General features: G+C 37.9%; 2 protein-coding genes. One reads left to right on the top strand and one right to left on the bottom strand.

From position 1 onward, the window contains the following. The first annotated feature begins 155 nt into the window (after positions 1-155). Complete coding sequence (locus FC65_RS10185; RefSeq protein WP_010499684.1) at positions 156-839, top strand: DUF2238 domain-containing protein; 684 nt, start codon at positions 156-158, stop codon at positions 837-839. 74 nt (positions 840-913) lie between these two features. Here FC65_RS10185 and FC65_RS10180 read toward each other — a convergent pair whose 3' ends face one another. Continuing rightward, positions 914-2,284 (bottom strand): ATP-dependent DNA helicase, encoded by a 1,371-nt coding sequence (locus tag FC65_RS10180; protein WP_268872485.1) that lies wholly within the window; start codon positions 2,282-2,284, stop codon positions 914-916. Between the last annotated feature and the right edge of the window lie 6 nt (positions 2,285-2,290).

Raw genomic sequence — 2,290 nt, 5'->3', positions numbered from 1 at the left:
TCAGTACCAAATATTATAGAACCTTTTTTGTGCCTTAAATCTTGACTATATAATTAAAATATTTCCGTGATGCTAATGGCATATTGCTTTAGTTTAATCGAAAATCAGGCTATGATTGATTGGTAATAGTTAAATAATGGGTGGTGTGAGAGAATATGGTAAAAAAACAAGACAGCTTTTCTGTTAGTACGGTTTTTCTTGGAGTGTATGAAATTTTGATGGTGATCGCGCTGATATTTAGTTTTAAAGACTTGTTGACTTCCAGCGCGAAGGGTGACTACTTTTTAACAGTTGTTGAGATCATAGCCGGGATCTTGATTGGTTATCTACCAGTCTGGATCGCTAAAAGACTTAATATCGAATTGCCCCAGCAATTATTTATACTTTATGTAGTTTTTCTTTTCGGTTCAATTTATTTGGGAACGTTGCGTCACTTTTATAGACTACCTTTGTGGGACAAAATGTTGCATTTGGTCAGCTCCAGCTTGGAAGTTTGCTTAGGCTTAGCTATATTTGGTTTTTTGTTGACCCCTGAAGTTCAAGCTAAGGTTTCGCGGACTTTTGTAACTTTGTATGCTTTTTGCTTTTCAGCCTTTTGCGGGGTCCTATGGGAATTTTATGAATTTACGTGTGACAGTTTTGGCATGAATTTGCAGAGATATATGGCGCACGGACAGCCCAAAGTTGGGCGCGCGGCACTTATGGACACAATGACTGATTTGATTGCTGACGTCATCGGAGCACTGATTTTTTGCTTGTATTTATATTTCAAGTTCAAGAAAGATCCCGGTTCTTTAAAAAATTTCTTTTTCCACAAGAGCACAAGTGAACAGGAATAAATTGTATTTAAAAACTCATTGGGAGCTTGCTGATAGCTGGATGATCTACGCTATCAGAAGTCCCAATGAGTTTTTTATTTATGCTTCCAAAAATTAGCTAAAGTTGTTTTTAATTCTGTGCTGCTGTATACAGCATGATAATTTTGCCAATGCGGTGGATAAAAACTTGTGTAGCGACGCTGATTGAATCTAGCGTCGATCAGCATGACGACCCCATAGTCTTGCTCGTCGCGGATAACACGACCGGCTGCTTGGAAAACGTTATTGATACCAGGCAATTGATAAGCATATTGAAAGCCGTCTTTACCTTGATGTGAATAGTATTCTTTGAGAGTGTCTAATTCTGGATCATTAGGCGGAAGCCCCACGCTAATGATCGCTACCCCACTTAACCGGTCTCCTTTCAGATCGATCCCTTCACTAAAAATACCTCCTAGTACTGCAAAACCGAGAATGGGCTCAACAAGATCGCTTTGGAAGTTTTCTAAAAACTGCTCGCGTTTTTTAGCGTCCATTTCATTTTTTTGAACGGCGACTTTTTGTTCAGGATATTCTTGACAAAAGGCTGTTACGATCGTTGTTAAATAAGAATATGAAGGCAAAAAGACGAGATAATTACCTTTCTTAGCCGAAGTCATCATTTTTAGTGCTTGCAAAATGTTGGCTTGATTTTCAGCTCGTTTTTTGTAAGTTGTTTGAATATATACAGGAACAAGAATAGCCAAATTGGCGGGAGAAAAGGGCGAGGGAAGCCGATAAGCTAAACTACTGTCTTTTCCACCGAGTATTTCTTGATAATAACCGAGCGGCGATAATGTAGCAGAGAAAAGAATGCTGCCGCCGCCTAACTGCAGTTGCTGATCAATAAGTTCGCTGGGGTCTATACAGAATATTTTAAGGCGCAGTTCATCTTGATCTTGTTCGTATGTTAGTTTAGTTCTAAATTCTGGTCCGTAAAATTCACTGATTTTTAAATAGCTATGGCATTGGAAAAAGTAATCAAGGACCTCTTGTCGTGATTCATCCTCAGGATGCTCTTGCAACCAATCATTTATGAAGTCTGTGAAATGCTGCAATTTATTTTTAAAGCCTTCAAATTCTTCCTCAACTATCAACGAATCTTGACGATAATTACGCATAGGTTCTTTCAATATTTGAAATTGTTCACGCAACTGTTTCATTTTATCAAGCAGCCGAGAAGCTTTTTTTGTCTGGGGTGAATAAGTTTCTATTAGTTTATCCAATTGAGTGGATGAAATTTCTTTGGTGTACATGAGACGTGCTCTTTGGACTAAATTATGCGCTTCATCTATTAAAAAAATATTTCCAGGATCTTTTTCTGAAAAGAAGCGCTGCAAATAAACCAGCGGATCAAATAAATAGTTGTAATCACAAATGATGGTATCACAAAATAAACTGACACGCGTGGTGCTAGTTCGTAACATTCAACT

Origin of the sequence: Ligilactobacillus acidipiscis DSM 15836 (assembly GCF_001435755.1) — a bacterium.
GTDB classification, from domain to species: domain Bacteria; phylum Bacillota; class Bacilli; order Lactobacillales; family Lactobacillaceae; genus Ligilactobacillus; species Ligilactobacillus acidipiscis.
Note: the sequence above shows the minus strand (reverse complement) of the source record. Positions and strands in the feature narration are given on the sequence as shown.